This window comes from Aestuarium sp., from assembly GCF_023253315.1.
GTDB lineage: Bacteria > Pseudomonadota > Alphaproteobacteria > Rhodobacterales > Rhodobacteraceae > Marivivens > Marivivens donghaensis.
Map to the genome: position 1 here is coordinate 175,632 of NZ_JALRGW010000001.1, position 24,370 is coordinate 200,001.

At 57.6% G+C, this 24,370-nt stretch carries 25 protein-coding genes; 8 read left to right on the top strand and 17 right to left on the bottom strand.

What is annotated here, in order from left to right; all coding sequences use genetic code 11:
- Positions 1-35 precede the first annotated feature (35 nt).
- Positions 36-1,589, top strand: coding sequence for a Ppx/GppA family phosphatase (locus AC1QQ2_RS00890; protein ID WP_249945471.1), 1,554 nt, complete (start codon positions 36-38; stop codon positions 1,587-1,589).
- Here AC1QQ2_RS00890 and AC1QQ2_RS00895 read toward each other — a convergent pair.
- Positions 1,584-2,588 carry an endonuclease/exonuclease/phosphatase family protein gene (locus AC1QQ2_RS00895; RefSeq protein WP_479711728.1) on the bottom strand — a complete coding sequence of 335 codons (1,005 nt, stop codon included), beginning with the start codon at positions 2,586-2,588 and terminating at the stop codon, positions 1,584-1,586. The genes AC1QQ2_RS00890 and AC1QQ2_RS00895 overlap by 6 nt on opposite strands.
- Positions 2,585-3,265, bottom strand: a complete 681-nt coding sequence (locus AC1QQ2_RS00900; protein ID WP_479711729.1) for a TerB family tellurite resistance protein — start codon at positions 3,263-3,265, stop codon at positions 2,585-2,587. The genes AC1QQ2_RS00895 and AC1QQ2_RS00900 overlap by 4 nt, the downstream gene beginning before the upstream one ends.
- Positions 3,266-3,399: 134 nt before the next feature.
- On the opposite strand from AC1QQ2_RS00900, the gene nhaA reads away from it, so the two are divergent.
- Positions 3,400-4,578 carry a Na+/H+ antiporter NhaA gene (gene nhaA / locus AC1QQ2_RS00905; RefSeq protein ID WP_479711730.1) on the top strand — a complete coding sequence of 393 codons (1,179 nt, stop codon included), beginning with the start codon at positions 3,400-3,402 and terminating at the stop codon, positions 4,576-4,578.
- A gap of 48 nt (positions 4,579-4,626) precedes the next feature.
- On the opposite strand, the gene scpA is transcribed toward nhaA, so the two are convergent.
- Both scpA and AC1QQ2_RS00915 read right to left on the bottom strand, forming a co-directional pair.
- A complete protein-coding gene (scpA, locus tag AC1QQ2_RS00910; protein WP_105234755.1) occupies positions 4,627-6,753 on the bottom strand; it encodes a methylmalonyl-CoA mutase in 2,127 nt (708 codons plus the stop codon).
- Positions 6,728-7,759, bottom strand: coding sequence for a hypothetical protein (locus AC1QQ2_RS00915; RefSeq protein WP_479711731.1), 1,032 nt, complete (start codon positions 7,757-7,759; stop codon positions 6,728-6,730). The genes scpA and AC1QQ2_RS00915 overlap by 26 nt, the downstream gene beginning before the upstream one ends.
- 102 nt (positions 7,760-7,861) lie before the next feature.
- On the opposite strand from AC1QQ2_RS00915, the gene AC1QQ2_RS00920 reads away from it, so the two are divergent.
- Complete coding sequence (locus tag AC1QQ2_RS00920; protein ID WP_479711732.1) at positions 7,862-8,329, top strand: DUF4174 domain-containing protein; 468 nt, start codon at positions 7,862-7,864, stop codon at positions 8,327-8,329.
- Here AC1QQ2_RS00920 and AC1QQ2_RS00925 read toward each other — a convergent pair.
- From AC1QQ2_RS00925 to AC1QQ2_RS00935, 3 genes are all read right to left on the bottom strand, one after another.
- Positions 8,319-8,492, bottom strand: a complete 174-nt coding sequence (locus AC1QQ2_RS00925) for a hypothetical protein (RefSeq protein ID WP_249945464.1) — start codon at positions 8,490-8,492, stop codon at positions 8,319-8,321. The genes AC1QQ2_RS00920 and AC1QQ2_RS00925 overlap by 11 nt on opposite strands.
- On the bottom strand, positions 8,492-10,492 hold the full coding sequence (locus AC1QQ2_RS00930) for an acetyl-CoA carboxylase biotin carboxylase subunit (RefSeq protein ID WP_479711733.1): 2,001 nt from the start codon (positions 10,490-10,492) through the stop codon (positions 8,492-8,494). Before AC1QQ2_RS00930 ends, AC1QQ2_RS00925 begins: the two co-directional genes overlap by 1 nt.
- A gap of 93 nt (positions 10,493-10,585) precedes the next feature.
- The gene (locus AC1QQ2_RS00935) at positions 10,586-10,789 is read right to left on the bottom strand and encodes a hypothetical protein (protein WP_105234751.1); all 204 of its coding nucleotides are present in this window, start codon (positions 10,787-10,789) and stop codon (positions 10,586-10,588) included.
- A gap of 162 nt (positions 10,790-10,951) precedes the next feature.
- On the opposite strand from AC1QQ2_RS00935, the gene AC1QQ2_RS00940 reads away from it, so the two are divergent.
- On the top strand, positions 10,952-11,104 hold the full coding sequence (locus tag AC1QQ2_RS00940; protein WP_249945462.1) for a hypothetical protein: 153 nt from the start codon (positions 10,952-10,954) through the stop codon (positions 11,102-11,104).
- A 10-nt stretch (positions 11,105-11,114) separates the two neighbouring features.
- Here the strand turns inward: AC1QQ2_RS00940 and AC1QQ2_RS00945 are convergent, their stop codons facing one another.
- The 5 genes from AC1QQ2_RS00945 to AC1QQ2_RS00965 form a co-directional block, all read right to left on the bottom strand.
- Entirely contained in the window at positions 11,115-11,483 is a 369-nt protein-coding gene (locus AC1QQ2_RS00945) for a hypothetical protein (RefSeq protein ID WP_105234750.1), read from the bottom strand.
- 66 nt (positions 11,484-11,549) lie between these two features.
- Positions 11,550-11,699, bottom strand: a complete 150-nt coding sequence (locus AC1QQ2_RS00950) for a hypothetical protein (protein ID WP_167668772.1) — start codon at positions 11,697-11,699, stop codon at positions 11,550-11,552.
- Positions 11,700-11,910: 211 nt separating this feature from the next.
- A complete protein-coding gene (locus AC1QQ2_RS00955; protein WP_438986520.1) occupies positions 11,911-12,282 on the bottom strand; it encodes a DUF6497 family protein in 372 nt (123 codons plus the stop codon).
- A 7-nt stretch (positions 12,283-12,289) separates the two neighbouring features.
- A complete protein-coding gene (locus tag AC1QQ2_RS00960; RefSeq protein ID WP_479711734.1) occupies positions 12,290-12,643 on the bottom strand; it encodes a hypothetical protein in 354 nt (117 codons plus the stop codon).
- Positions 12,644-12,665: 22 nt separating this feature from the next.
- Positions 12,666-14,198 (bottom strand): acyl-CoA carboxylase subunit beta, encoded by a 1,533-nt coding sequence (locus tag AC1QQ2_RS00965; RefSeq protein WP_067546004.1) that lies wholly within the window; start codon positions 14,196-14,198, stop codon positions 12,666-12,668.
- Between the two features lie 216 nt (positions 14,199-14,414).
- Between AC1QQ2_RS00965 and AC1QQ2_RS00970 the strand changes: the two genes are divergently transcribed.
- The gene (locus tag AC1QQ2_RS00970) at positions 14,415-15,641 is read left to right on the top strand and encodes a multidrug effflux MFS transporter (protein WP_479711735.1); all 1,227 of its coding nucleotides are present in this window, start codon (positions 14,415-14,417) and stop codon (positions 15,639-15,641) included.
- Positions 15,642-15,688: 47 nt separating this feature from the next.
- On the top strand, positions 15,689-17,086 hold the full coding sequence (locus AC1QQ2_RS00975) for a helix-turn-helix domain-containing protein (RefSeq protein WP_479711736.1): 1,398 nt from the start codon (positions 15,689-15,691) through the stop codon (positions 17,084-17,086).
- 32 nt (positions 17,087-17,118) lie between these two features.
- On the opposite strand, the gene AC1QQ2_RS00980 is transcribed toward AC1QQ2_RS00975, so the two are convergent.
- On the bottom strand, positions 17,119-17,367 hold the full coding sequence (locus AC1QQ2_RS00980) for an HP1242/YdcH family protein (RefSeq protein WP_067546012.1): 249 nt from the start codon (positions 17,365-17,367) through the stop codon (positions 17,119-17,121).
- 283 nt (positions 17,368-17,650) lie between these two features.
- On the opposite strand from AC1QQ2_RS00980, the gene AC1QQ2_RS00985 reads away from it, so the two are divergent.
- Positions 17,651-18,061, top strand: coding sequence for a hypothetical protein (locus AC1QQ2_RS00985; protein WP_245918131.1), 411 nt, complete (start codon positions 17,651-17,653; stop codon positions 18,059-18,061).
- Between the two features lie 32 nt (positions 18,062-18,093).
- Here AC1QQ2_RS00985 and betA read toward each other — a convergent pair whose 3' ends face one another.
- The 4 genes from betA to betI are packed head-to-tail and all read right to left on the bottom strand — an operon-like array spanning position 18,094 to position 23,350.
- Entirely contained in the window at positions 18,094-19,752 is a 1,659-nt protein-coding gene (betA, locus tag AC1QQ2_RS00990; RefSeq protein ID WP_479711827.1) for a choline dehydrogenase, read from the bottom strand.
- Positions 19,752-21,212: a betaine-aldehyde dehydrogenase gene (betB, locus tag AC1QQ2_RS00995; RefSeq protein ID WP_479711737.1), complete on the bottom strand. Its 1,461-nt coding sequence runs from the start codon at positions 21,210-21,212 to the stop codon at positions 19,752-19,754. The genes betA and betB overlap by 1 nt, the downstream gene beginning before the upstream one ends.
- Positions 21,213-21,257: 45 nt before the next feature.
- Positions 21,258-22,772 (bottom strand): choline-sulfatase, encoded by a 1,515-nt coding sequence (gene betC, locus AC1QQ2_RS01000; RefSeq protein ID WP_249945453.1) that lies wholly within the window; start codon positions 22,770-22,772, stop codon positions 21,258-21,260.
- The gene (gene betI / locus AC1QQ2_RS01005; protein WP_479711738.1) at positions 22,769-23,350 is read right to left on the bottom strand and encodes a choline-binding transcriptional repressor BetI; all 582 of its coding nucleotides are present in this window, start codon (positions 23,348-23,350) and stop codon (positions 22,769-22,771) included. The genes betC and betI overlap by 4 nt, the downstream gene beginning before the upstream one ends.
- Before the next feature lie 92 nt (positions 23,351-23,442).
- Between betI and choX the strand changes: the two genes are divergently transcribed.
- A complete protein-coding gene (gene choX / locus AC1QQ2_RS01010) occupies positions 23,443-24,357 on the top strand; it encodes a choline ABC transporter substrate-binding protein (RefSeq protein WP_105234740.1) in 915 nt (304 codons plus the stop codon).
- The last annotated feature ends 13 nt before the right edge of the window (positions 24,358-24,370 follow it).

Sequence of the window (24,370 nt, forward strand, 5' to 3'; positions counted from 1 at the left end):
TCCCCGTCCAAAGGTCGGGGAGGACCGGAGAATCCATGACGACCACGACCCAGACAGACGACACCGACTGGGGCCCCTTTGGGCGGCCTTTGTTTGACGATCCTCAAGCCAAAGCGCTCGCGCGTGTCGGCGTGTTGGACGTTGGCTCTAACTCTGTTCGTATGGTGGTCTTTGACGGCGCTGCCCGTAGCCCTGCCTATTTCTACAACGAAAAGGTCATGTGCGCTCTCGGCGCTGGACTTCGTGAAACGGGTCGTTTGAACCCGACAGGCCGCGCCCGTGCGCTGGCTGCCATCCGCCGCTTTGCCGCTCTCGCCGAAAGCATGGATGCACCTTTGACCGCTGTTGCCACGGCTGCCGTGCGTGAAGCCGAAGATGGCGATGAATTCAGCCGCGAAGTACTGGAAAAAGCAGGCGTCAAGCTGCACATCATTGATGGTCGCGAAGAGGCCCGCCTTTCGGCGCAAGGCGTTCTGCTGGGCTGGCCCGGCAGCTTTGGCATGGTCTGTGATATTGGCGGCTCGTCAATGGAATTGGCGGATATCAAAGATGGCAAGGTTGGCCACCGCCTCACCTCGCCCCTCGGTCCACTGCGCCTCAAAGGGTTCACCTCAAAGCGCGACCTCAAGGCCCATGTCAAAGAGATCATGCAGGGCATGCATGCCGAGATGGACTATGAGACAGGGATGCGGCTGTTTCTGGTCGGCGGCTCATGGCGTGCGATCGCGCGCATCGATATGGAGCGGCGCGGCTATCCCCTGACCGTTCAACACGAATACCGAATGACCGCCCGCAACGTCTCCACGACGGCGGATTACATCGGCTCTGCAAACCTCGACGATCTGCGCAGCCGTTGTGGAATTTCGTCCGAACGTATGGCGCTGGTGCCCATCGCAATCCACGTGCTCAAGGAACTGGTGAAAACCTTCCGCCCCAAAGATATCGCTGTGTCATCCTACGGCATACGCGAGGGTCTTTTGTACGAACAAATGCCCCAAGAGCTGCGTGACCGCGATCCGTTGATTGAAGCCAGTCGTTATGCGGAATCAAAAGACGCGCGTTTGCCCGGATTTGGCAAAGTTCTCTATGATTTCGTAACGCCGCTGTTCCCCAATGCAAATTGGCAGAAACTGCGCATCATCAAAGCCGCCTGCCTCTTGCATGACGTAACTTGGCGCGCGCACCCTGACTACCGTGACGAAGTTGCGTTCGACAATGCGACCCGCGCAAACTTGGGCGGGTTGAAACACGAAGAACGAGTGTTGCTCGGTCTCTCGCTGTTCCATCGCTATTCCAGCAAGCGTCAGGGTTCGCGTCTCGAACCTCTGTTTGCCCTGCTCGATGAACAGCAAATCCGTGAGGCAGAGATCCTAGGTCGGGCGATGCGTTTGGGTGCGATGCTGTGGCTCAAGGCCGAGGGGAATCCGGGGCAGTTTATTTGGAAGCCCAAGAAGCGCGAGCTGGAACTGGTTCTCAACGCAGAGACAGAGCCGCTATGGGGTGAAGTGTCTGAGGCGCGGTATAACTCGCTGGCCAAGGCGATGGACGCGGTGTCTGCAACCGTCCGCATCCTGCCCAAACAGTCATAAATTAAGGTCGATCGTCACGGGAAAGTGGTCCGACGCGGTCAATAAGGCCTCGCGCAGTTCGGGCGTGCCGTAGCAGACGGGGTTGTCGAACGGATGCCAAATCCGCCAACGCGGGTCATGGTCCAATAGTTCTGGCGACACCATGACATAATCGAGCAAAGCGCACAGGTAGTTGTCATCCCCACCCATCCTAAACCGCGATGTGGTCGGCACAGCGCCGAGTTTTTGGGTGAGCGCCGCCCGCGCGTGGGGATCAAAAAGACGCGGTTGGTCGCCCTCTCCCATAACGATCTCAATACTGGACCGACCAAAAAGCTTTTCATATTCGTCCAGCCCAGGGCCGTCGTTGAAATCGCCCAAAACGATCAGGTTATCGCCCTGCGCCAAATGGTGATCAATCCGACGGCGCAGCCAGAGACATTGCGCCAACTGCTTGCGCCTGTTCTCAATCGCGATCCGCATTTGTTCATGGATATTGCGGGCACCGTGCGGGGCCTTTGATTTCGCGTGAACGCCAATCAGCCGCAAATCGTGCCCTGCCTTAGTCCGCAATGCGACTTCGTTCGGGGGTTTGGACCATTGCACGAGATCGAGATCAGCATCGACATCCAGATCAATCTCGAACGCCGCATCGAACCGCGGGGCGTCGGGGTGAGACAGGGGATCATGTCGCGCCTCAAATACATCGGGATCATAGAGCAGCGTGATCTCTTGCTGCGTATCATTCGAAAACCCAATCAGCGCCTTTCGCGCCCGCAACCCATATTCGGCGGCAAAGTTCTGGAGGGCGATGACCCCGCTCCGCCGACGATTGTCGTCTGGGGCCTCAATCACCATCACGGCATCGGCGTCGAGTGCAGTGAACACAATCCCCAAGGCATCGAGCTGTTCGCCCCGTTTTACATTCAATCGTCCCGACCAGCGATGATCGTGCAGAAGCCGCCCATTATCGTCAAATAAGTTGGTAAACCATTCGACGTTATAGGTGGCTATCCTCATGCGGCTTTGCCGTTAATCTGATCCCACGCAGTATTTACGGCTATGAGACGCGCTTCGGCGAGTTTGATCGCCTCCTCGGGAAGGCCACGCGCCATCAGACGGTCAGGATGGCTTTCGCGCACGGCATCGCGCCAGACCTTGCGAATGTCATCAATCGGCATATCGGGCGAAACGCCCAGCACGTCATAGGGATCGCGCTCTGCATCGGGGACGAACTGCGCGCGGATGGTGCGGAACCGACGCTCATCAAACCCAAGTATCTCTGCCACACGCTGCAAAAACGCGTCCTCAGCCTCGTGATATTCACCGTCCGCCATCGCAATATGGAACAAACCTTCCATAAGGTCACAGAGCGGTGCGCGGTCATCACCGAACATCTTTGCGACGCGAGCCGCATAATCCTCAAACCCTGCAACGTCTTGTCGCGCAAGGTTAAATAGCTTTGCCGCCTGTGCCTCATCTTCGGGCGCGATGGTGAACACCTCGCGGAATGCGGCCACTTCGTCACGGGTCACAAGGCCGTCGGCCTTGGCCATTTTGGCACCCAAGGCAATCACCGCGATGGTAAAGGCTACCGATCGTTCGGGCGGCGTGCGGAATTGTTCAAACACAGCCGCCAACCCCTCGCCCTTGCGAAGAGCGGCCAGAGCATCAGCGATACGTGTCCAAATCGACATCGACGGGCTTCCCGTTGTGCTAGAATCGACAAGGTCACCTGCAATTATGCACAGACAAACCGTGTTCAACTGGTTGATGCAAGCGCCTGAGTGCTTACTTGACATTAAATTAACTATAATTGTCGGGAATTACCATGTCTCTTGCCTCTGCCCTCGATCGCTTTTTCCGCCATGAAGCGGCGGGAGGGATCGTTCTCATGCTGTCCGCAGCCTTGGCGCTCATCGTCGCTAACTCTGGACTGACGGATCTCTACCACGGTGTTCTCAACACATATTTCGCCATCACCTTTGACGGCGAAGGGCTGCAGAAACCGCTGATCCTCTGGATCAACGACGGTTTGATGGCGGTGTTCTTCTTCCTGATCGGGCTAGAGCTAAAGCGCGAGATGTTAGAGGGGAAGCTGAAAAACCCGCGCGACGTGATCCTACCAGGTATGGCAGCGGTCGGCGGCATGGTCGTGCCTGCGGTGATCTATGCGGCGATTAACTGGGGCAATCCCGAAACCATCCGTGGCTGGGCTATTCCTGCTGCCACCGACATCGCCTTTGCGGTCGGTGTTCTGGCGCTGCTCGGCACGCGGGTGCCGTCCGCGCTCAAGGTGTTCTTGCTGACGCTCGCGATCCTCGACGACCTCGGTGCGATCATCATTATCGCGTTGTTCTACACGGCGGATTTGAAAATCGATTACCTCTGGCTGGCGCTGATCCCTCTCGCGGGTCTGTGGTTCCGCAATTACATGGGCTTCCACCGCGTGGCACCCTCGGTCCTGCTGGGCATCATCCTGTGGTTCTTCGTTCTGAAATCGGGCGTGCACGCAACGCTGGCTGGTGTGATCACCGCGTTCTTTATTCCTCTCAAGGATAAATACGGAAAATCGCCGCTCCATTCGGTCGAACATGGCCTGACGGACTATGTGTTTTTCCTGATCGTACCGATCTTTGCCTTTGCAAACGCGGGTGTTGTCCTCAAAGGGATCACGATTGACCAGATGTTCGCGCCGCTCCCCATCGGTATCGCGCTCGGCCTGTATCTCGGTAAGAAAATCGGCGTGTTCGGCCTCACATGGCTCATGGTGAAAGCAGGTCTGGCTAAACTGCCCTACGGCGTCAACTGGCGGCACATCTACGGTGTCAGCTGTCTGGCGGGCATCGGCTTTACCATGTCGCTCTTTATCGGTGGCCTGAGCTTTGGCGAAGGTGGTGTGCTGATGAACGAGGTGCGAATTGGCGTTCTGCTCGGTTCTATCCTTTCGGCGATCACGGGGTATCTGGTGCTGCGCAATGCAGGCAATCCAGAGGTCGAAAAGGCCTAACGCAAAAGGGGGCCTCGCGGCCCCCTTTTTTCAGTCTGATCGCTGATCTTAACCGCGAACGTCGCGGATGATCTGCAAGATATCTTCGGCAGCTTTGGGGATGTTTGTCCCCGGACCAAAGATCGCCTTAACGCCAGCTTTGTAGAGGTAATCGTAGTCCTGCTGCGGGATAACACCGCCGCAGATTACGATGATGTCTTCGGCACCAGCGGCCTTGAGCTCTTCGATCAACTGCGGTGCAAGGGTCTTGTGACCTGCAGCCTGCGACGAAATACCGATCACGTGAACGTCGTTGTCGATCGCGTCCTGTGCAGCTTCAGCAGGGGTTTGGAACAGCGGGCCAACGTCCACGTCGAAACCAATGTCCGCAAAGGCGGTCGCGATGACCTTGGCGCCACGGTCGTGACCGTCCTGACCCATTTTTACCACGAGCATACGCGGGCGGCGGCCTTCTTCTTCGGCGAATTGCTCAACCGATTTCTGAATGGCGGCAAAGCCTTCGTCGCCTTCGTACGCTGCGCCATACACACCAGCGAGCGTTTTCACTTCGGCGCGGTGCCGACCGAACTCTTTTTCCATAGCCATGCTGATCTCCCCTACGGATGCACGGGCGCGTGCGGCTTCGACAGCAGCAGCGAGAAGGTTTCCACCCTCTTTTGCGCGGCGGGTCAGTTCGGTCAGAGCAGCCTGACAGGCGGCCTCGTCACGGGTGCCACGGATTTTTTCAAGACGGGCAACCTGCGATGCACGCACCGCGTTGTTGTCGATGTCCAGAATGTCGATCGGGTCTTCTTTGGCGAGGCGGTATTTGTTCACGCCTACGATCACTTCGTCGCCACGGTCAATCATCGCCTGACGTTTCGCAGCCGATTCTTCGATGCGGAGTTTGGGCATACCCGAGGCCACAGCCTTGGTCATGCCGCCCATTTCCTCGACCTCTTCGATAAGCTTCCATGCCTCTTCGGCGAGCTGAGCGGTGAGGCTTTCGACGTAGTAGGAACCAGCGAGCGGATCGACGACCTTGGTCACGCCAGTTTCCTCTTGGAGGATCAACTGGGTGTTCCGTGCGATACGGGCCGAGAATTCGGTCGGCAGCGCAATCGCTTCGTCCAGCGCGTTGGTGTGGAGCGACTGCGTGCCGCCCAGAGCAGCCGCCATCGCCTCGTAAGCGGTGCGGACAACGTTGTTGTAAGGGTCTTGCTCTTGGAGCGACACACCAGAGGTCTGGCAGTGCGTGCGGAGCATCAGCGACCCCGGTTTCTGCGGGTTGAACTCTTTCATGATGCGGGTCCAAAGCAGACGCGCAGCCCGCAGTTTCGCGGCCTCCATGAAGAAGTTCATGCCAATCGCAAAGAAGAACGACAGACGCGGTGCGAACTGGTCAACATCCATGCCCGCCGCAATCGCGGTGCGCACGTATTCACGACCATCGGCCAGCGTGTAAGCGAGTTCCTGAACGAGGTTCGCGCCCGCCTCTTGCATGTGGTAGCCAGAGATCGAGATCGAGTTGAATTTCGGCATCTCGGTCGAAGTGTATTCGATGATGTCCGAAATGATCCGCATCGATGGCTCTGGCGGGTAAATGTAGGTGTTTCGCACCATGAACTCTTTCAGAATGTCATTCTGAATGGTCCCCGACAGGACTGATTTATCGTGGCCCTGCTCTTCGCCCGTGACGATAAAGTTCGCCAGAACGGGGATAACCGCGCCGTTCATGGTCATTGAAACCGAGACTTTATCCAGCGGAATGCCGTCAAAGAGGATCTTCATGTCCTCAACGCTGTCAATCGCAACGCCTGCCTTGCCCACGTCACCGACAACGCGCGGGTGATCCGAGTCATAGCCGCGGTGCGTCGCGAGGTCGAAGGCCACCGACACACCCTGCTGACCCGCAGCGAGAGCCTTGCGGTAGAACGCGTTCGATTCCTCAGCCGTCGAAAAGCCCGCGTATTGGCGGATGGTCCAAGGACGGCCTGCATACATGGTTGCGCGCGGACCACGGGTGAAGGGTTCGATCCCGGGCAGTGAGCCGAGGTGCGGCAGGTCTGCGGTGTCCTCTTCGGTGTAAAGGGGTTTGACCGTGATGCCTTCGAGCGTGGTCCAGTTCAGGTCATCTAATGGGCGATCACGCAGTTCTTTCTGCGCGAGCTTAGACCAGGTATCTTTGTCTGCCATGATCGGGTCCTCCGATTGCCGAACGCCAATGGGCGTTGGTCACTTCTGTCTGTCTAATATGGGTCGTGTCCAACCCGTGCTGGGTTGGTATTTCGATAAGCCGCGCCTGAGCGATTGCGCCCTCGCGCAACTCTGTCAGGTCGTCAGCATATGTGCGTTGCATCGCCGCGCGTTGATCGGCGTCAAACGGCATCCAAGCGCCGCTGCCCTGCCCCAAACGGATCGCCCCGTCGAGGTCGCCACGGTTCACCAATTCCTCGCGCAATTTGCGCAGGCGGGGCGACGGGTTGCGCCAATCGTCCGCCTCTGACAGCGAAACGCGCTGGCCGATGAGGTGCGACAGTTCCGCGTCGGGATGGCTAACCATCGCCTCGAACGGGAAGACAACGATGTCGGTCTGCGGGAACACCCGGGCGACGTCGCGGATCACATCACCCCATCTGCGCGACTGCATTGCCAGACGGTCGATCAGGTCGGGCTGTGGCATGGTGTGGCCGTTCATCACCGCATAAGCGAGGACAGAGGCCCAGTAACTGTCATAGTTGCGGATGCTGATCGCGATACGGGCTACGGGCGCGGCCAGTGCCGCACGAAACCGCAACAGCCGTTCGAGAACATCGGAATAAAGCGCCCCATCGCGCAGGTTATTGCGGGCCGAGCCAAGAAGGTTCTCTTCGGTGATCATCAGGCGGTCATAGCCAGCCTCGGTCAAACGTCCGACCTCGCGGCGAATGGCAACGCGGGACCGTTCAGAGCGGTGTGCGATTTCAGCCGTTACGCGGTCGGGCCGATGAACCAAGCCATCAAACAGCCCTGCCCGCGTTTGTTTCGGCGTCCAAACGGCCGTGCCGCCATGGGACAGCGCCCCGCGATGACGTTGGACATGACATTGGAACGATGTTGTGCCCGTACGATGGGCCCCCAGATGAAGACAGATTTCCACGGCGCGATCACCTTTTCGGCGTTGGGCCGCGCGTTGGTGCGCGGGATGGACGATAGCGATCATGCTGCGTCCTCCAATCTCACCAGAGGCTTAATGCTAAAATTGTTCGCACCGAGGGTGTCTGCCCCCTTAGAAACCGTAAATTCCAACCCTATATTGATAGGCATGAAACCAATTCTTCGCGCCAGTTTTACGTTCTTATTCATGGCTTTGGCAGGCATTCCTGCCGCTGCACAATCCGTCACGCCTGACGACTGGATTGCCGCGCCTGACCAATTTGTCGACGCATCCGAGATAAATTTGAACGATTTTCTCTGGCGTGCGCGGGCCATTGTTGTGTTTGCTGACACGCCCTTTGATCCACGATACATCGAACAGATGGACAATCTCGGCGCCGACATCCCTGCGCTCGTCGAACGCGATGTCATCGTGATCACCGACACCGACCCCTCCGCAGAGACAGCGTTACGCGAACGGCTGCGGCCACATGGGTTCATGCTCGTGTTGATCGATAAGGACGGCACGGTTGCGTTCCGCAAACCTGCCCCTTGGGACATGCGCGAAATCGGGAGGTCGATTGATAAATCCCCTCTCCGCCAGCAAGAGATCAACGCGCGGCGCATCACGCAATAATCCCCTCAACTAAGGCATAGAGCCCAACTGCCAAAGCAGGTGCCGCGAGGGCGATCACAGGGGCGACATCGCCGCCCCCATGCAGCACAACTGCCCACCAGCCCGCATAGGCGACCACAAAGGCCGCCATCTGCGTAAGAACTGTGTGAGCGTCGCGCATCATTATTCGAACTCGATGATGACTTCGTCTACGGCCATGCTGTCGCCAGCCGCTGCTTTCACCGCCTTGACGATGCCCTTACGTTCAGCGCGGAGGATGTTTTCCATCTTCATCGCTTCAACGGTGCAGAGCGCCTGACCCTCTTGGACTTCGTCGCCTTCGGCCACGTTGACCTTAACGATCAGACCCGGCATCGGGCAGAGCAGCAGTTTCGAGGTATCTGGCGGCAGTTTCTCAGGCATCAGTTTCGCAAGTTCAGCCTGACGCGGGGTGCGCACGTGAACCTTGATGTCTGCGCCACGGAAACGAATGCGGAAGCCGTGGGTGATCTTATCGACCTTCAGAACCAGCGGTTCGCCACCAACGCTCAGACGTGCAAGGCTGTCGCCCGGAGTCCAATCGCTCTCGACCCGCAGAACTGCGCCGTCGATGGTGACGTTCGAGCCGTCGCGATCTGCCGCGATTGTGGTCGCAAAGTCCTCGCCCTGCAGCGAAACAACCCAATCGGTGCCAACGCGACGTTCGTGGTTACCCAGACGACCTGATACTTGGGTCCGACGGATTTCGGCCACGCGGTTCATCGCAGAGGCCGCCGCAGCGACCTTAACCAGCGCATCTTTCGGCAGGGTCACACCGTCGAACCCTTCGGGGTATTCTTCGGCGATGAACGCAGTGGTCATATTGCCCGAGGTGAAACGCTCGTGGTCCATAACAGCCGCGACGAACGGCAGGTTATGACCGATGCCTTCGACCTCGAACGTGTCGAGAGCAACGCGCATCTCTTCGATCGCAGCCGCACGGGTTTCGCCCCATGTGCAGAGCTTTGCGATCATCGGGTCGTAATACATGCTGATCTCGCCGCCTTCGTAGACGCCAGTATCGTTACGCACGATGCCACCCGTAGTGGTCTGGCCCTCAACAGGCGGACGGTAGCGGGTCAGGCGGCCAATCGACGGCAGGAAGTTGCGATATGGGTCTTCTGCATAAAGACGGTTTTCAATCGCCCAACCGTTGATTTTCAGGTCTTTCTGTTCGAACGGCAGCTTTTCACCAGCAGCGACGCGGATCATCTGTTCAACAAGGTCGATGCCCGTGATCAGCTCTGTCACTGGGTGTTCCACCTGCAGACGGGTGTTCATCTCGAGGAAGTAGAAGTTCCGTTCGCCATCGACGATGAATTCCACGGTTCCTGCGGATGCGTAGCCCACAGCCTTGGCCAGTGCGACCGACTGTTCGCCCATTGCCTTGCGGGTTTCCTCGTCGAGGAACGGCGACGGTGCCTCTTCGACCACTTTCTGGTTACGACGCTGGATCGAACACTCACGCTCGTGCAGGTAAACGGCGTTGCCGTGGCTGTCAGCGAGAACCTGAATTTCAATGTGGCGCGGCTGGGTGACGAATTTCTCGATAAAGATACGGTCGTCGCCGAAAGAGTTCGCTGCTTCGTTCTTGGAGGACTCGAACCCTTCGCGGGCTTCGGTGTCGTTCCATGCGATGCGCATACCCTTACCACCGCCACCAGCGGAGGCTTTGATCATGACCGGATAACCGATCTGGTTCGAAATTTTGACGGCTTCTTCGGCGTCCTCGATCAAACCCATGTAACCGGGAACGGTGTTCACCTGAGCGTCCTGAGCGATCTTTTTCGACGTGATCTTGTCGCCCATCGCTTCGATTGCGCCAACCGGCGGTCCAATAAACGCAACGCCAGCAGCCGACAGGGCCTCAGCAAATTTCGAGTTCTCAGAGAGGAAGCCATAGCCCGGGTGCACTGCTTCGGCGCCGGTTGCTTTGATCGCTTCCATGATCTTGTCGATCACGATGTAGGACTGGTTCGCGGGCGGCGGGCCGATGTGGTAGGCTTCGTCCGCCATCTGCACATGCAGGGCGTGACGGTCAGCGTCCGAATAGACAGCAACCGTTTTGATGCCCATTTTGCGGGCGGTCTTAATGACACGGCATGCGATCTCGCCACGGTTGGCGATCAGGATCTTCTTGAACATGTGCTGGGGTCCTTTGAATGCAAAACCGCCGTGGGGGCGCAATGCACCCCACGGCGGTTCAGGTGGTTTAGACGCCCCGAAGGGCAGAATGGGTTAGCGGCAGACGGTTGCGTAGTTGTCGCACGTTGCGCCAACGAGCGCGCCGCCAGTAGCGCCGATGATCGGATCGACACCGAGCGCATCTGCCGTGACTGCGCCAGCGGCAGCGCCGGCAAGCCCACGTTCGAGGTCGGTATCAAGGCAGGCCGAGAGACCTGCGAAAGCGACAAATGCGACGATCCAAATTTTGTTGACCATGAGTGACTGCCCTTTTCGTTTTTATTCTGCGCCAAAAGACCACGAGCAATTCGCGGCGCGGCCAAAGTAACAAATAGGTCGAGACGGTCCTCTCCCGAAGTCGATCCGGTCTGGGGAAAGCCGGACCGACAAGGGGAAGGGTAACAGTCTTGACTGCTTGTCTTGGACGACCTGCTGGTTACGTCCTCAACACAGGCAGCGTGGCACGAAGTTTCGCCAGAGCCAAAGGCGAAATCCGTCAGGGCAGCCGCATGGGCTGTTTCCTGCCAAATCGCTGCCTTCATGGGCAAAATCGTGCCGATCCGTGTCATCTAACCCAGCACCCTCACTCAAAGAAATCGCTGTCAGGGTCAAAGACCGCTGGGAAGCTGATCATCGCCTTATCGACGTCGATACGCAGAACGGCGTCATAGCTCTCTGGATCAAAGTCTTCAGGATATGCAGCGACAACCTCGCGGCCAAAGAGCCAGCTCAGACGGCCCGCATCCAGATTGCCGCGCTCAAACGGTTGGTCACCGAAGTGGTGCCAAAGGGCAGCCATAAACGCCTCGTCCACGCGTTTATCCATGGCCTTACGGTCACGGAAACGTTCACGGCGGGTCAGAGGGGTGACGCCACGCGGGTTTGCACGGCGAATAACAAATTGGAATTCAGAACCAGGGAAACGACCTGGGAAACCACGATGTTTCAGCATCACACGCGCCCTCCAACGACGGGCGCGAGGGTCAGGACAGCCCCGTGGGACTGTCCCATTTGCGCATTAGTTACCGTATTTGCCGGTGAAAACAGGCTCTGTTGAGAGCGGTGCTGGCTCAACATAGACGGTTTCAGTGGGGTGTTGGCGGGCAGAACAGGCTGCGACGACAACGAGTAATCCAAGCGCACAGAGCGCTTTGATGGAATGAGACATGATATGCTCCAGACACTGCCTACGGGGTTTGTCCGGTATTTGTTCCGGCTTTCCCCTAACTTGTTACGGGCTACCTTTTGGTAACCTGCTGTCAGGATAGCAGAAATGCCGTTTCCAGCATATCGGGAGCTATGCAGATTTGCGCCCTGTGTCGGGCCTGCATCAATTCGGGTCATGATGAGTTCGAGCCTCGCAATATATTGTGGAGTCATCAGAATGGCTCCCACATGCAGCGACCGTCTTCAATCACGAAAGGGTCAAAGAACTGGGTTATTTCGGGTGCGGTCTCTCCAAACGGGACAATTTCCGCCGAAAGTGAGATCACAACCTGCTCAACACCCTCATCGAGTGAGGGAATCGCCACCGTTTCGCAGAGCGTCGCAATGTCCGCAGAAACGTCAGCGTAATCGAGGTCGGCAATCGCAGGCGCGATAAAGCGGAACCGCGTCAGGCCCTCTTCGGCAATCACCTCATGCAGGGTCACGGACAGGCCAGACGGCATAGCGAAGTCTTCCGCTACCGCTGGAACTGCGAGGTTCCCTGCTAAAATGAGTGCACCAAAGATCACCTGTTTCCCTCCCATGGTCGGATCACACCTCCGACTGAGTGATTTGCGACCGCGCCACCCAGCGCGCTCTTTTCGTCGTATCGGCCAAGAGATCACCGATGACCGATTGAGTGGTAGTGGCGGGAAATGGTCCCGCCACCGATCCTCCGGCCCGCACAACAAGTCCTCCATCTTGTGTGCGGACCTCGACAACCGGGGAAAAGCCGCGAAGCCCTTTTAGCGCGCGCCACAAATCCTGACGGATTTGAGTGGCAAGCCGGCCTCGTCTCAGCAACGGGAACGTCGTCTCTGCCGATACATCGAAATGTGCAGGCAGGCGGCGGGTGTGAGTAACCACACCCTCGTTGCGGATCGTATGCCAGCGGCTTTGCGCCATATCCCCTACTTCCGCCCTGAAATCAGAGCGGAATGTTGTCGTGTTTCTTCCACGGGTTCGTCAGCTTCTTGTTGCGAAGCGAAGCGAACGCGCGGGTCACGCGGCGGCGGGTCGAACGCGGCTGAATAACCTCGTCGATAAAGCCCTTTTCTGCAGCAACGAATGGGTTCGCGAAACGGTCCTCATAGTCTTTGGTCCGCGCTGCGATTTTGTCGGGATCACCCAGTTCGTTGCGATACAGGATCTCAACCGCGCCCTTCGCCCCCATCACCGCGATTTCCGCAGTCGGCCAAGCGTAGTTGAAGTCGCCGCGCAGGTGTTTGGACGCCATAACGTCATATGCGCCGCCGTAAGCTTTACGCGTAATAACGGTCACTTTCGGGACGGTCGCTTCACCATAGGCAAACAGCAGTTTCGCGCCGTGTTTGATAACGCCGTTGTATTCTTGGCTGGTGCCCGGCAGGAAGCCCGGAACGTCGACCAGCGTCAGGATCGGAATTTCGAACGCATCACAGAAGCGCACGAAACGCGCTGCTTTGCGGGACGAGTCAATGTCGAGGCAGCCCGCCAGAACCATCGGCTGGTTCGCAACAACGCCCACGGTCTGACCTTCCATGCGGATAAAGCCCGTCAGGATGTTTTTCGCGTAGTCAGCCTGAATTTCAAAGAAATCGCCTTCGTCAGCGATTTTGCCGATCAGCTCTTTCATGTCGTAAGGCGTGTTCGGGTTATCGGGGATCAGGGTATCCAGCGATTCCTCTACGCGGTCCACTTCGTCAAAGAACGGACGAACGGGCGGCTTTTCGCGGTTGTTGAGCGGCAGGAAGTCCACCAGACGGCGCACTTCAGCCAGCGCCTCAACGTCGTTTTCAAACGCGCCATCCGCGACCGACGATTTCTTGGTGTGAGTCGACGCACCACCAAGCTCTTCTGCGGTCACAACTTCGTTCGTGACGGTCTTAACCACGTCAGGGCCAGTTACGAACATGTAAGAGCTGTCACGCACCATAAAGATGAAGTCGGTCATCGCAGGCGAATACACCGCACCACCCGCGCACGGCCCCATAATCACAGAGATCTGCGGAACAACGCCCGAGGCCATGATGTTACGCTGGAACACGTCCGCATAACCCGCGAGCGAGGCAACGCCCTCTTGGATACGAGCACCACCAGAATCGTTCAGACCGATGACAGGCGCGCCGTTCTGCATCGCCATATCCATGATTTTGCAGATTTTTTCAGCGTGGGTTTCAGAGAGCGAACCGCCGAATACGGTGAAGTCCTGAGAGAACACATAGACCATACGGCCATTGATCGTGCCCCAGCCCGTGACAACACCGTCACCCGGCATTTGCTGTTCCTGCATACCGAAGTCGGTGCAGCGGTGCGCTTTGAACATGTCAAATTCTTCAAAGCTACCTTCGTCTAGCAGCAACTCGATACGCTCGCGCGCGGTCAGCTTGCCTTTAGAATGTTGTGCATCAATCCGCTTTTGACCACCACCAAGCCGCGCAACTTCGCGACGGCCTTCGAGTTCTTGCAGGATATCTTTCATCTGGGGTCCCCTCCGACAGGTCGTTAGCGGGACCGTATGTGAAAGATTATTGCGCGACAAATGAAATCGGGCAAATTTGCAAATAGTTGGATTAGCAAGACTTTGCATTTGCAAATCAGCTAACTTTACTTAACCAATTTGCTCGTCCCTTTTGCACAGATCATCCGTCAACTTTGCAGATAGACAGGGGCGGGTTTTGGGCGTAGCCAAACCATCATGAGCATTGATCAATCGGTCAAGATTTTGGACCGCACCACCCCGCCCCATACGCTGACGCTGGTTTTATTGGCTGGCATGTCCGCGCTCACCATGTCGATCTTTCTGCCATCCCTGAACGGAATGACAGTGTATTTCGGCACAGATTACAGCGTGATGCAGTTTGCCGTTTCTGGCTACTTTATCATGACGGCGCTTTTGCAGCTGATTATCGGACCGATGTCGGATCGTTACGGGCGGCGGCCTGTTCTGCTCATCTCTCTCGGCCTGTTCGTCATCGCGACCTTCGGCGGCATTCTCGCGTCGAACGTCTGGGTGTTCTTGGGCTTCCGTATGCTCCAAGCCTCTGTCGCATCCTGCATGGCGCTTAGCCGCGCGGTCGTGCGTGACATTTACCCTGCGGATCAAGCGGCATCGAAACTCGGTTATGTGACGATGGGCATGGCGCTGGTGCCAATGCTCGGCCCTGTGATCGGTGGCGTCTTGGATCAAGCCTTTGGCTGGCAATCGGCCTTTGCCTTCCTTCTGGCCGCTGGCATCGGCGTTTTTGCCCTTACCTATTTCGACCTCGGCGAAACCGCCAAGGGCACAGGGATGAAGTTCAGCGACCAGATCAAAACCTACCCCGAACTGTTCCGCTCTGTGCGGTTTTGGGGCTATGTCGCTTGCACGGCGTTTTGCGCGGGTGCGTTTTATGCGCTCCTTGGTGGGGCGTCGTTTGTCGCGGGCACCGTGTTTGAACTGTCGCCCTCCATGACGGGTGTCGCCCTCGGCGCGCCGTCGATCGGGTATCTCTTTGGGAACTTCCTGTCGGGTCGCTACTCGGTCAAACTGGGGATCAACAAGCTCGCACTCTTTGGCTGCTCGATCACCGTTTCAGGCCTCATCGCGGCACTGATCGTCACAACGACAATCGCCTCGCATCCCTTCGTGTTCTTTGGCTTTACGACCGTGATGGGCCTCGGCAACGGGTTGACGATGCCGAACGCCACGTCGGGGTCGCTCTCGGTCCGGCCGCACCTCGCTGGCACGGCCTCGGGCCTTGGCGCTGCGATCATGATGGCGGGCGGCGCGGGACTCTCGGCACTGGCGGGATCACTCCTCGACCCCGCACAACGCGAAGTGCCCCTGCTGATTATCATGCTCATCAGCGCTTCGCTTTCGCTGCTGTCGATCATCCTCGTCATTTATCGCGACCGCCGCATCGGTTCGGACTTGCTGGAATGAGTTTGCAAACGTAACTTTGCAGCAACTCTATTCTGCAAAGGTGCCCTATGGCTGTCCAGAAACTCTATGCTGGTGTGAAACTGCGTGAACTGCGCGGACGACTGGGGCTGACGCAAAAGACCTTTGCCGAAAAGCTGGGCGTGTCCCTGCCCTATCTGAACCAGATGGAAAACAACAACCGCCCTGTGTCGACGGCGGTGGTTTTGTCACTGGCCCAAGAGTTCGGTTTTGACGTGACCGAACTGCAATCGGGCGATGAGGCGCGCCTGATCTCTGATATGCGCGAAGCCTTGGCCGACCCTGTGTTCACGGGTTCTGCCCCGTCGGTCGCCGACCTGCGACTGGTGGCCTCCAACGCGCCGACAATGGCGCGGGCACTGCTGGACCTGCACGCGGCCTACCGCCAGACCCACGAACGGCTTGCCTCATTGGACGAAGCCTTGGGCCGCGAAGATGCTCGCCTACAGCCGTCCCCGTGGGAGGAAGTGCGAGACTTTTTTCACTACTGCGACAACTACATCGACGCCGTGGACCGCGCGGCAGAGAACTTTGCGCTCAACGCGGGCGACATGCCCGTGCGTGACGCTGCGATAAAAACGCTTGATGGGCGCGGCGTCACTGTGCGGTTCGATGATACCGAGGTTATTCGTCACTACGATGCTGCCACCCGCACCCTGACCCTGTCCCGCCGCGCGGCCGAAGGCACGCAGACGTTCCAACTGCTCCTCCAACTCGCACTCCTGACCAAAGATCAACTGATCGAGGCCACGCTCGACCTCGCACGGTTCCAATCGCCAGAGGCACGCTCGATCGCCAAGGTTGGCCTTGCGAACTATTTCGCGGGTGCTGCGCTCATGCCCTACGGACGGTTCCTTGAGGCGGCCCAAGAAACGCGGCACGACCTCGAACGATTAGCGGATTGGTTTGGGGCCTCGCTGGAACAGGTGGCGCACCGTCTATCGACCCTGCAAAGACCAGGGGCCAAAGGCATCCCGTTTTTCTTTGTTCGTGTGGACCCCGCAGGCACGATCACCAAACGCCACTCTGCCACCACACTGCAATTCGCACGATACGGTGGGGCTTGCCCGTTATGGAACGTGCACCGCGCCTTTGAGAACCCGAACCGCTGGCTGCGCCAGTTGGCCGAAACGCCCGACGGTGTTCGGTATTTCTGCCTCGCCCGTGACACGACGAAATCTGGGGGATCGTTCCACGCGCCAACCCGCCGCTTTGCAATCGGCCTCGGCTGCGAGGTGAAACACGCGCGTGCGCTCGTCTATGCCGATCACATGGACATCGACACGGCCGCCGCGTTTGAGCCTATCGGGATTTCCTGCCGGATTTGTGACCGTCGCGATTGTCACCAGCGGTCCGTACCACCGCTTGAACGTCGCCTGACGGTCGATCCAGACCACCGCGCCGTTCTACCCTATCAGGTCGAATAAAAAGGGCGGCACCCTCGCGCCGCCCCATCAGATTAGGCCGTTGCTGCGGCTTTGAGAGCCGCTGCAATCTCGTCCTTGAGCTTCATCCGTTCTTTGCGCATCTCGATGATGAACATATCATCGGCAGGCTCAACGTTGGTCTCTGCGAGGTGGATTTTGTCATTCACCTCTTCATACCGATCAACGGTTTTCGCAAAATGCGCGTCAGACTGTTTCAGCGCGTGGAGCGCATCGATCTGGGCTGGAAATTCTTCGTTAAGGCGGTGCGGAGTGTTCGACATATTGGTCCCTTTCCTCAGGTTTCGATTAAACCTAGGCCCCGCGCAGCCCCCTCACTTTGACTAAAATCAATAAACGGGGGCGAGTTTACCTTTCCGCTGCATTTTGCAATCTCAGGCTGCTTTTTGAGAATTTTCTCAACCTTTTTGATTGAAATCATTACAAAATAACGAATTCTCGCGTAGAGTTGTCCCAAGGATGGAAATGACCCTCATAAGGTCCAACGAACGGAGAAGACCTGTGCAACACCTTGGAACGCTTATCAGCGCCACGATTTTCACGGCCGTGTCGACTGCAGCTTCGGCATGTCCTGACTACAACCAATACGGCGCCGAATATCGGTATTCCGGTTCGGATCTGTATTCCGCGCGTCAGTTCAGCGTCGTTGCAGGTGGTGACAACAATCTGCAATCCTGCGGTTTCAAGAACAACTCTGGCTACGTGATGACCGCGCCAGACTTTAGCTTCGACCTCTATAAGATGGGCGGCTTCGATGTTGAAATCAGCGTTCTAAGCAATTGTGATTCCATGCTTTTGGTCAACGATGCCAATGCGAATTGGTATTATGACGACGACAGCAACGGTCAGGCTGATCCCAAAATCCGGATCAGCGGCAGCGATGGCTACCTCGATGTTTGGGTCGGCACCTATAACGGGGAATATTGCGACGCGACGCTCTACCTCGAAACGTTCTAAGACAAAGGGCCGCGTGATGCGGCCCTTTCTTTTTAGCGCTGGGATGTTTCCCAATTCGGGTTGATCCACGGCTCTGCATTCTCAGCAGGCAGCGGTGTCCGACCAAGGATATGATCCGCCGCCTTTTCGCCCGTCATGATCGACGGTGAATTCAGGTTGCCGTTGGTGATCCGTGGGAAGATCGAGCTATCCGCCACGCGCAGGCCATCGACGCCGATGACACGGCATTCGTGATCTACAACCGCCATCGGATCGTTCCGGTCACCCATCTTACAGGTGCCGCACGGATGGTAGGCGGATTCAACGTGTTCGCGGGTAAACCCGTCCAGCTCGTCATCGGTCTGGCAATCCTTGCCTGGTTGGATTTCCTTACCCGCGTAGGGTTTGAACGCATCCTGAGCGAAAATCTCGCGCGTGAGGCGGATCGCGGTGCGGAAGTCAGCCCAATCCTTTTCGTGCGACATGTAGTTAAACAGGATCTTCGGCTTATCCTTGGGGTCCGCTGACCGCAGCGTGACCGACCCGCGTGACGGCGACCGCATGGGGCCAACGTGTGCTTGGAAACCGTGCCCTTCGGCAGCGGCCTTACCATCGTAGCGCACGGCGATGGGCAGGAAGTGATATTGGATATCTGGGTAATCCACGCCAGCCGCCGACCGCACAAAGGCCGCGCTTTCGAACTGGTTCGACGCGCCGAGGCCCTTTTTCGTCAGCAGCCACTGTGCGCCAATGATCCCCTTCCAGAACAGGTTCCAGTATTTGTAGAGGCTCACAGGCTGGGTCGCGGCCACCTGAATATACATCTCAAGGTGATCCTGAAGGTTCTGACCAACGCCCGCACGATCCGCGACCACATCAATGCCATGTTCCGCCAGATGCGCCGCAGGTCCAATGCCTGACAACATCAACAGCTTTGGCGAGTTGATCGAGGATGCCGCGATTATCACTTCGTTCGTGGCAGAGATCACTTCGGAGCCGTTGCCTTTGTTGATCTGAACGCCCGTCGCCCGACCGTTTTCGATCACGACCTTTTCGGCCAGACCTTTGACGACCGTCACGCGCCCCGTCGCCATCGCGGGTTTGAGGTAAGCGTTCGCAGCCGACCAACGGCGGCCTTGCCATATGGTGCTGTCGAACGGGCCAAAGCCCTCTTGCTGTTCGCCGTTATAATCGCCCGTCACAGGATAACCCGCCTGACGACCGGCCTCGACAAAGGCGCGGGTCAGTGGGTTCGTACGCGGACCACGGGTCACATGCAGCGGGCCAGAGTTCCCACGCCATGACGCATCACCTCCATGACCACCGTCATGCCAGTTCTCCATCCGCTTAAAATAGGGAAGCACATCGGCATAAGACCACCCATGCGCACCGCTTTCGGCCCAGTGATCGTAGTCTTTCGCGTGGCCGCGCACGTAGATCATGCCATTGATCGAGGACGATCCGCCAATGACCTTACCGCGCGGCGTCGCCATGACGCGACCGCCCAGATGCGGCTCTGGTTCTGTCTGAAAGCCCCAATCATAAAGCCCCATGTTCATCGGGTAGGACAGCGCCGCGGGCATCTGAATAAACGGACCAGCATCGGTGCCGCCGAATTCCACAACGATGACTGACTTGCCTGCCTCGGCCAAACGGTAGGCCATGGCGCAGCCAGCGCTGCCCGCGCCAACGATTACATAATCAGCCCGCATTAGAATGGAGCCTCGCATTTGTTCATGGACACGTAGACGGTCTTCACTTCGGAATAGTGATTGATCGCCACTTTCGAGTTCTCGCGCCCAACGCCAGACAGTTTAGAACCGCCGAACGGAGCCTCCACTGGTGCGAGATTGTAGGTATTGATGTAACAGGTGCCTGCTTCGAACCCTGCGACGACACGGTGCGCACGGGTCAGATCAGACGTAAAGACGCCAGCCGCCAGACCAAATTCGGTGTCGTTGGCACGGGCCATGACTTCTTCCTCGGTGTCGAAATCAAGAACCGACAGCACAGGGCCAAAGATTTCCTCGCGGGCGATGGTCATATCGTCAGTCACATCGGCAAAGAGTGCGGGTTCGATGTAATAGCCTTCGTTGCCAATGCGTTTGCCGCCTTTGACCAAACGGGCGCCCTCTTCGATGCCTTTCTGGATATAGCCCTCAACGATCCCCAACTGGCGTTCGTTGGACATCGGCCCAATTGTGGTTTCGATTTGCAGCGGATCGCCGATCACAGCGTCATCCATGCGTTCCGCCAGACGTTTCAGGAACGCCTCTTTGATGCCTTTTTGAACGAACACGCGGGTGCCGTTCGAACAGACCTGACCTGTCGAATAAAAGTTCGCATTGATCGCGCCAGAGATCGCGCTTTCCAAATCGGCATCGTCAAAGATGATCAGGGGAGATTTGCCGCCCAGTTCCATCGTGACGTGCTTCATGCCAGCGGCAGCGGCGGCATATACTTTTTGCCCCGTCGGCACAGAACCGGTCAGCGACACTTTCGCCACGCGTGGATCAGTGACAAGCTGCGCACCGACGGCACCCAGACCTTGGATCACGTTGTAGACGCCCGCGGGTGCGCCTGCCTCATGCAGAATCTCCGCAACTTTGAGTGCGCAGAGCGGTGTGGTTTCCGACGGTTTGAACACCATCGTATTGCCGCAGGCCAGCGCGGGTGCGCCTTTCCAACACGCAATCTGGGTCGGATAGTTCCATGCACCGATGCCGACACAAACGCCCAGAGCCTCGCGGCGGGTATAGACGAAATCACCGCCACCCAGCGGGATGTGTTCGCCCGTCAGTGCCCCAGCCAGACCACCGAAATATTCGAACGCATCCGCGCCAGAGGTCGCGTCCGCAATCGTCGTCTCGGACAGTGGTTTGCCCGTGTCATAGGTTTCCAGAACCGACAGATCGTAGTTCCGATCCCGCATGATATCCGCCGCGCGACGCAGGATGCGGCCGCGCTCTGTGCCTGTCATTGCGGCCCATTCCGCCTGCGCCCGTTTTGCCGAGGCAATCGCACGTTCGACAATCGCGGGCGTGGCCGCATGGACGCGGGCAATTACCTTGCCAGTGGCGGGATAGATGACTTCGATCAGTTCGCCTGCGCTGTCTTCGACATATTGGCCATCGATGAAATGGCTTGCGGTGGGTTGGGTATCATAGGGCATTATTTGGCCTCCGTTGGGAGTATTTCGGTAGCAAAGAAAAAGCGGTTATTCCCCACGGGGGAAGCGCTTGTTCTCTTCAAGAACGTTCAGGTCCATGTGGTTGCGCATGTATTGTTCAGACGCGAGCCGCAGCGGTTGGTAATCCCACGGGAAGTAGGCCCCATTGCGCAGCGCCTCATAGACGACCCAACGGCGGGCTTGGCTTTCGCGCACAGCGGCGTCGAACCGATCAAGGTCCCAACGCGCCAGCGATTTCGCCTTTAGGTCCGCGAGGGCATCCGCATGGGCGGGATCATCGGCGAGGTTGGTCAGCTCGTTCGGATCGGTCGCGAGGTTGAACAGCTGATCGGGGTCCAGCGCGCAGCGGGTGTATTTGTAGTCGCCTTCACGGATGGACACGAGGGGCGCATAAGACCCTTCGGCGGCATATTCCATCAGGACAGGCTCAGTGCGCTGACCGCCCTGCCCCAAGGACACAAGGCTCTGCCCATCGGTCCACGGCATCACCTCGTCCATGCTGACGCCTGCGAGGTCACACATGGTCGGGCATACGTCGATGGTGGAAACGGGCGTTTCGACCAGACCCGGCTCCATCTGCGGGGCGGCGATCATCAGGGGCACGCGAGCGGAGCCTTCGAAGAAGGACATTTTGAACCACATACCGCGTTCGCCCAGCATATCGCCGTGATCCGAGACAAAGAACACGATGGTGTTGTCATCCATGCGGGTGCGTTTGAGCACGTCTAGGATTTCACCAATCTTATCGTCGAGATACGAGATGTTCGCGAAATAGGCGCGGCGCGACCGACGGATATTGTCGTCGGTGATATCAAAGTTGCGCCAATCGTTCGCGTCCATCAGACGTTTGTTGTGCGGGTCGAGGTCCTCGTAGGGGATCGTCGGAACTGTCGGCTCCAGATGCTCGCAATCCTCGTAGAGGTCCCAGTATTTCTTGCGAGCCACATAAGGGTCATGCGGGTGTGTGAACGACACGGTCATCATCCACGGACGATCATCGAGTCCCCGCGACAGGTCATAGAGTTTCTTGGTCGCGTTAAAGGCCACCTCGTCGTCGTATTCCATTTGGTTGGAAATCTCGGCAACGCCAGCGCCCGTGACGGAGCCCATGTTGTGATACCACCAGTCAATACGCTCACCCGGTTTGCGGTAGTCAGGGGTCCAGCCAAAATCGGCGGGATAAATGTCAGTGGTCAGACGTTCCTCAAACCCGTGCATCTGGTCAGGACCGACAAAGTGCATCTTGCCCGAGAGGGTCGTTTGATATCCCGCGCGACGCAGGTGGTGCGCGTAGGTCGGGATATCTGACGCATATTCGGCGGCGTTGTCATAGACGCGGGTGCGGCTCGGCAATTGACCCGCCATGAATGACGCCCGCGCGGGTGCGCAGAGCGGAGAACCTGTGTAGGTGTTTTTGAAACGCGTGGACCGTGCAGCGAGCGCTTTGAGGTTCGGCGCATGGAGCCACTCTGCGGGGCCGTCGGGGAACAAGGTACCGTTTAACTGGTCGACCATGATGATCAAAATATTCGGCTTGGTCATTTCGTTTTCCCTAGTTCGAGATCAAGTGCAGCAAGCACATGTTTGGTCGCGGCTTTGCTGCTGGTTTTCGTTATGGTGAGGGCTTCGCGCAGATAGATACCGTCGATCAATCCACCGATCCGATAGGCTGCGTCCTGTGCGTCATCGCCCAAAAGCGGGCGCAGGTTAAACATGAGATTCGCGTGCAAACGGCGCTGATAGATCGTCAGCAGCCTTTTCGCTTCGCCTGAAGTTTGGGCAAGAACGTAAAAATTAAGCCAAGCCGCAATCACCTCGCGGCGGAAGTTTGACGTTCCGAATCCAGCCCGAATGATCGCCTCCAGCCGTTCGCGCGGCGTGTCAGCCATAATCAGCGCACCGCGAACTTCCGCGGCGTAAACGGATAAAGTGTGTCGCATTGCAGCCAGAAATATCTGTTCTTTTCCACCGAAGTAGTGGTGTGCAAGTGCAGATGACATACCCGCACGTTTCGCGATCTGGCTAACCGTTACATCCAACGACCCGTTTGCCCCGATTTCATCAATCGTGGCTTTCACCAAAGCGGCGCGGCGTATAGGTTCCATCCCGAGCTTGGGCATCTTTTCATCCAAAATAGCTTGCCAAGTGAAACTAGGTGGTTGTTTATTGACTCGTCAATCAACAAAAAACCATCACCAACGGGAGACCATACATGAAACTCAAATCTGCTCTGTCCGTGCTTGCCATTTGTGCAGCTGCACCTGTGCTTGCTGATTGCGGCACCGTAAACATGTCCGATGTGGGCTGGACCGACATCACCACCACCACTTCTGCGTCCAAGCACGTGCTCGAAGCACTGGGCTATGACGTGGACGTAAAAATTCTCTCGGTTCCAGTGACCTACGCGTCGCTGTCGTCGGGTGATCTGGACATCTTCCTCGGCGCTTGGATCCCTGCTCAGTCGGGCGTTCTAGACCCATATCTGGCTGACAAAACCATCGACGTTCTCGCAACGAACCTCGAAGGCACCGTCTACACACTCGCAGTTCCGACCTACACCTTCGAAAAAGGTCTGCAGTCGTTTGCCGACATCAACAAATTCGCTGAGTCGCTCGACGGCAAGATCTACGGCATCGAGCCGGGTAACGAAGGTAACACCTACCTCGTCTCGCTGACCGAAAAAGCTGGTTCTGGCCTCGAAGGCATGGAAGTCGTCGAATCCTCCGAACAGGGCATGCTAGCTCAGGTTGCTCGCGCTTATGACAAGCAAGAAGACGTTGTCTTCCTCGGCTGGGCACCGCACCCGATGAACGCAAACTTTGAACTGTCCTACCTGCCGGGTGGTGAAGAGTTCTTTGGCGGTATCGGTACCGTTCAGACCCTCGCACGCGCTGGCTACGCCGAAGAATGCCCGAACACTGGCAAACTCTTCAGCCAGATCTCGTTCACCCTCGACATGGAAAACGGCATCATGGGCCAGATCCTCGACGAAGGCGCTGATCCTGATGAAGCAACCATGGCTTGGCTGCAGGCAAACAAAGATGCCGTTATGGCATGGGTTGACGGTGTGACCACCGCTGACGGCGGCGACGCTGCTGCAGCTGTTTCGGCTGCTTTCGGCTACTAATCCCGACCAAACG